4 protein-coding genes are annotated in these 5,091 nt (G+C 35.2%); 3 read left to right on the forward strand and 1 reads right to left on the reverse strand.

Annotated features, from left to right (window positions below; translation table 11 throughout):
- Positions 1-129: 129 nt before the first annotated feature.
- Positions 130-2,214 (reverse strand): alpha-glucan family phosphorylase, encoded by a 2,085-nt coding sequence (glgP, locus tag ACXJH6_RS04005; RefSeq protein WP_456470475.1) that lies wholly within the window; start codon positions 2,212-2,214, stop codon positions 130-132.
- Positions 2,215-2,325: 111 nt separating this feature from the next.
- On the opposite strand from glgP, the gene ACXJH6_RS04010 reads away from it, so the two are divergent.
- The 3 genes from ACXJH6_RS04010 to ACXJH6_RS04020 form a co-directional block, all read left to right on the forward strand.
- A complete protein-coding gene (locus tag ACXJH6_RS04010) occupies positions 2,326-2,907 on the forward strand; it encodes a lipoyl protein ligase domain-containing protein (RefSeq protein WP_456470476.1) in 582 nt (193 codons plus the stop codon).
- Positions 2,891-3,694 (forward strand): lipoyl synthase, encoded by an 804-nt coding sequence (gene lipA / locus ACXJH6_RS04015; RefSeq protein WP_456470477.1) that lies wholly within the window; start codon positions 2,891-2,893, stop codon positions 3,692-3,694. Before ACXJH6_RS04010 ends, lipA begins: the two co-directional genes overlap by 17 nt.
- A gap of 11 nt (positions 3,695-3,705) precedes the next feature.
- On the forward strand, positions 3,706-5,091 hold a 1,386-nt coding region (locus tag ACXJH6_RS04020), incomplete at its 3' end, for an acetate--CoA ligase family protein (protein WP_456470478.1).

A 5,091-nucleotide genomic window follows, 5' to 3' on the forward strand; every position in this document is an offset into this window, starting at 1 on the left:
CGCGCTTCCCCTGTGACCCGAAGTTCCGAATTTAACGGGGGAGAGATTTTTTGTGTAATAAAAATATTTTGTAATAAGCTCGGGGATATTTACAAGCTGCTCTTTTTTAGGATAAGCCCCTTTTTTCATTTACTCTCCTTTTATGTTTAAGTAAAATTTATTAATATAATCTTTCATCATTCTTCTTGCGCTAAACTGAGGCGCTACGCTTGAGATGGCATTTTTCATCATTTCTATCCATTTTTTCGGAAGTCCCTCGTCATCGTAATACATCGGAATAATCTCATTTTCAAGCAAATCATAAAGCTCGTTTGCATCTTTAATATCATTCCCCTCAAGCCCGAATTTAAAGCCGTTTTTGCCGTTATATCCCTCAATCCACCATCCATCCATCACCGAACAGTGAAGTGTCCCGTTAATAGAAGCCTTCATGCCGCTCGTTCCACAGGCTTCAAGAGGGGGTTTTGGGTTGTTTAGCCACAAATCGCACCCTCTTACCATATGTTTTGCAACAAATTCGTTATAATCTTCCACAAAAGCGATTCTTCCTGCAAATCTGCTGTCTTTTGCGACATTAAAAATTTTTTGAATTATCTTTTTACCTTCAATGTCGGCCGGATGCGCTTTTCCGGCAAAAATTATCTGAACCGGCCTTTGAGGGTTATTAACAATTTTTTCAAGTCTTTCTAAATCTTCCAAAATCAGATAAGGTCTTTTATACTGAGTCATTCTTCTTGCAAACCCTATCGTAAAAATATCGGGGTCCAATAAAACGCCCTCAGCCATAGCGATAATAGGGTCCATCTCTTTTTTTTGCCATTTGACTCTTACTTTTTCCCTTATCATATTCATCATTTTTACTTTGTTCTGATAATGGATATTCCATAAAATTTCATTATCTTCTTCCAAAAATTTATTCCACAAATCCTTATCATCCTGATATCTTCTCCAGCTTCCCCCAAGAAGCCTGTCAGCTTCTATCTGAATCTTTTTGTCCATCCATGTGCTTAAATGAACACCGTTTGTTACATAATCTATTTTTTCTTTTTTTAATACCTTTTTCCAGATATCAGTAGCAATTTCCTGATGTTTTTTGCTTACGGCATTTTTATACCTGCTCATATTCAAAGCAAACACCGTCATGTTAAATCCGTTTGGAGCATCGGGATTTACGGCAAGTTTAAAAATTTCGTTTAAATCTATATTCAGCCTTTTAGCATATTCTCCAAGATAACTTCCCAACACGTCAAAATCATAAACATCCGTAGCCGCCATTAACGGCGTATGGGTTGTAAAAACGGTGGAATTTTTCACTTTTTCTTTTGCCTCTTCAAAAGAAAGTCCCATATTTTCCATAAAAAACCTGATTCTCTCTAAAATAGCAAACGCCGGATGCCCCTCATTTAGATGTAAAATCGAATATTTTATCCCCAGTTTTTCAAGTACCGCATATCCGCCGATTCCCAAAACAATCTGCTGTCTTAACCTCTGATTCATATCCGGGGTGTAAAGCCTTTCGTTTATTTTCCTGTCCCACGGGTCGTTTTGTTCTATATCCGTATCAAGTAAAAAAAGATTGACCTTTCCCACATGAACGCACCATACGGAGACATAAATATCAGGAGTGATATAAGGGACTTTTATTATTAAATGATTGCCTTTTTCATCCAAAACCCTCTCAATCGGCGCATCGTCCTTATTTATCGTTTCGTTTGTCCCGTTTTGCCATCCGTCACTTCCTATTACCTGCCTTACATATCCCCCCGGATACATAAACCCGATTCCAACCATCGGAATATTCATATCGCTGCTTTCTTTTAATATATCGCCCGCCAAAAAGCCAAGCCCTCCGGAATAAATGGGAAGTGAATGATGAAGACCGTATTCGGCGCAAAAATAAGCTATTGGCAGAGGATTTTTGTCGGCAATTACGCTCTCATCATTCATATAGTCTTTAAAAACGGCGCTTACATATTTGTATTCGTTTAAAAAATCCTCGTTTTTAGCCAGTTTTTCGAGTTTTTTATAAGGTATGGCCTTAAGAAACGAAATTGGGTTTTGGGAGTGTTCTTTCCACAAAACAGGGTCTATTCTTTTAAAAAGCTCCTGGGCCCTTGGATTCCAAGTCCACCAGATATTAAGCGCAAAATCTTTAAGATTTGAAAGCTCATCGGGGATATTCGGAAAATTCGGGTTTTGAAAATTAAAATTCATAACAAAGCCTTTGAATACATATTCGTAAGATAATATCAGTTTTATTGACATTATAGCACTTAATTATATATAATGGCAATACTTAACATAAAATTCTTTAAAAGAAACAATATGATTACAAAAAACCTGGGATTAATCCCTTATGAGACGGCATATGAACTGATGAACAGACTCCAGCAAAACTATATTGAAGATATTTTGCTTTTTGCCACCCATTATCCCGTTTTTACCGTAGGAAGCGGTGAAGCTGAAAAATTTCCTTTTGCTTTTAAAACCGACAGGGGCGGAAGCATAACCTATTTTGATGAGGGGACTTTGATGTGCTATTTTATTTTCAAAGTTAAAAACCCGCCTCTTTTTTACAGAAAAATCATCAAAATTTTCAGCGGATTTTTTAAAAGTTTAAATAAAGATATTTATTATGATACAAAAAAACCCGGATTTTACATCCAAAACAGAAAAATAGCATCCCTTGGATTTAATTATAAAAACAACATCTCAAAACACGGAGTCTCAATCCATTTAAACCCAAACTTACAAAATTTCAACAAAATAAACCCCTGCAACCTCAAAGGCATAACCGCCACCTCTTTAAAAAACGAAGGCATTGAAATCACTCAAGAGAAAATTATTGAAAAAATAACATCTCTTACAAAAAAACATTTTAGGAAAAACGATGAAACCAAAAGTTAAAGCCCCGAACAACAACGAAACACTTAAACTTATTCAAAAATACAACATCAATACCGTCTGTTATTCAAGCAAATGCCCCAATATTTATGAATGTTTTAACAAAAAAAGCGCTACGTTTATGATTCTTGGAAACACATGCACCAGAAACTGCCGTTTTTGCAACATAACAAGCGGAAAACCTCATCTTCCTGATAAAAACGAACCCAAAAAAATAGCCGAAGCCGTAGAAACACTCGGGCTTAAATATGTGGTAATTACTTCGGTTGACAGGGATGATTTGGAGGATTTTGGAAGCGGGCATTTTTATAATGTAATTGAAAAAATAAAAAAGTTAAACCCCGATACAAAAATAGAAAGCCTAACCCCCGATTTTCAGGGAGATATAAACGCACTTAACCTGATGACAACTTCAAGTGCGTATAAACTCGCCCACAATATCGAAACGGTAAGAAGACTTCATAAAAAACTTAAACCAAAAAGCGATTATGACCTTTCATTAAAAGTACTCGAATACTATTCGAAATTTAAAATCACCAAATCTTCCCTGATAGTCGGATTTGGAGAAAGTTTTGAAGAAATAGAAAAAACGCTTGTTGATTTAAAAAACGCAGGGGTAAAACAGCTTACAATCGGCCAGTATCTGCAACCCACCCCAAAACATTACCCGGTTAAAAAATATTACAGCGACGAAGAATTCAAAATACTTGAAAACATGGCAAAAAACATGGGCTTTACGGTGGCTTCGGGTAAGCTTGTGAGAAGCTCATACAAAGCCGACGAACTTTAAAGGAGAAAAAAATGAAACTGCTAAAAAAATACAAAATCCCGACACCAAAAGAAAAAATTATAAGAATTGATGAAGAAATAAGTTTTGATACGTTTCCTTGCGTTCTTAAAATCAACTCAAAAACCATTCACAAAAGCGACATAGGAGGGGTAATTACGGAAATAAAAAACAATGAAGAGCTTAAAAAAGCAAAAGAAAAAATTCTAAAAAACGCCAAAAATCACGGCGTAAAATTCGAAGAATTCTTAATCCAGGAAGAGATAAAAGGCATTGAGCTTCTTTTAGGCAGCACTTACGATGAAATTTTTGAAGAAGTTATAATTTTTGGAAAAGGAGGCGTTTTAGTTGAAATAGAAAAAGACATTACATACATCGACACAAATTCAGATAAAAAAGAGATAGAAAAATCGATAAAAAAAACAAAAATCTCAAAAATATTTCCGGAGTTTAGAGGCAAAAAATATAATCTTGATGCTTTAATTGATACAATAAAGAAATTTCAGAAAATAATAAAAAACGAAAACATACTTGAATGCGACATCAATCCTTTGATTATCAACGAAAAAGGCGTTTTTGCCGTTGATTTCAGATACAAAACCGGCAAAAAAGAAAAAAAAGAATTTTTCTCTAAAAAACACTCTCTTTTTGAAAATAAAAACGTAGCGATTTTCGGTGCTACTGACAAAAAAGAAAAAGTAGGATATGCAATTGCCAAAAATGCCCTCTCTTCAAAAGCCAAAATTTACTTCGTAAATCCGAAATTAAATGAACTCTTTGGTAAAAAAGTATATCATACTTATGACGAACTGCCGCCAATTGATACGTGCGTTATAGCCACACCAAAAGAAACGGTTTTGGATATTGTAGAAAATATGGCAAAAAGAGGATGCAAAAATTTTGTGGTAATTAGTGCAGGATTTAAAGAAAGCGGTGACAGGGAAAGTGAAAAAAAACTGTCCCTTTTAGCTAAAAAATATGACTTAAATATAGTGGGGCCAAACTGTCTTGGAATTTATAACGGAGATATGGAGCTCAACCTCACATTTGCAAAAAGCAAAATCCACAAAGGCAACATAGGTTTAATTTCTCAAAGCGGAGCGGTTTTAAGTGCGCTTATGGATAAAGCCGCACATTATAAAATAGGTTTTTCGCATATTATTTCTATGGGAAATATGGCCGATTACAACTTCGCACACGCCATTGAAGAATTAAATCGTCAAAAAAACTGCGAAATTATAGCCATATACGCAGAAGGCATACAATATGGAAAAGCGTTTTTAAAAGCTATCAGAAAATCAAAAAAACCTGTTTTATTTTTTAAGGCAGGAAAAAGCGAAGCGGCTAAAAAAGCGGCTATGAGCCATACCGGAAACCTGGCGGGAAATTATGAAATGATT

Source organism: Caminibacter sp. (assembly GCF_053999135.1).

Coding starts and splice junctions, on each gene's coding strand:
- glgP (WP_456470475.1), bottom strand. CDS start 2,214: ATGAATTTTAATTTTCAAAACCCGAATTTTCCGAATATCCCCGATGAG.
- ACXJH6_RS04010 (WP_456470476.1), top strand. CDS start 2,326: ATGATTACAAAAAACCTGGGATTAATCCCTTATGAGACGGCATATGAA.
- lipA (WP_456470477.1), top strand. CDS start 2,891: ATGAAACCAAAAGTTAAAGCCCCGAACAACAACGAAACACTTAAACTT.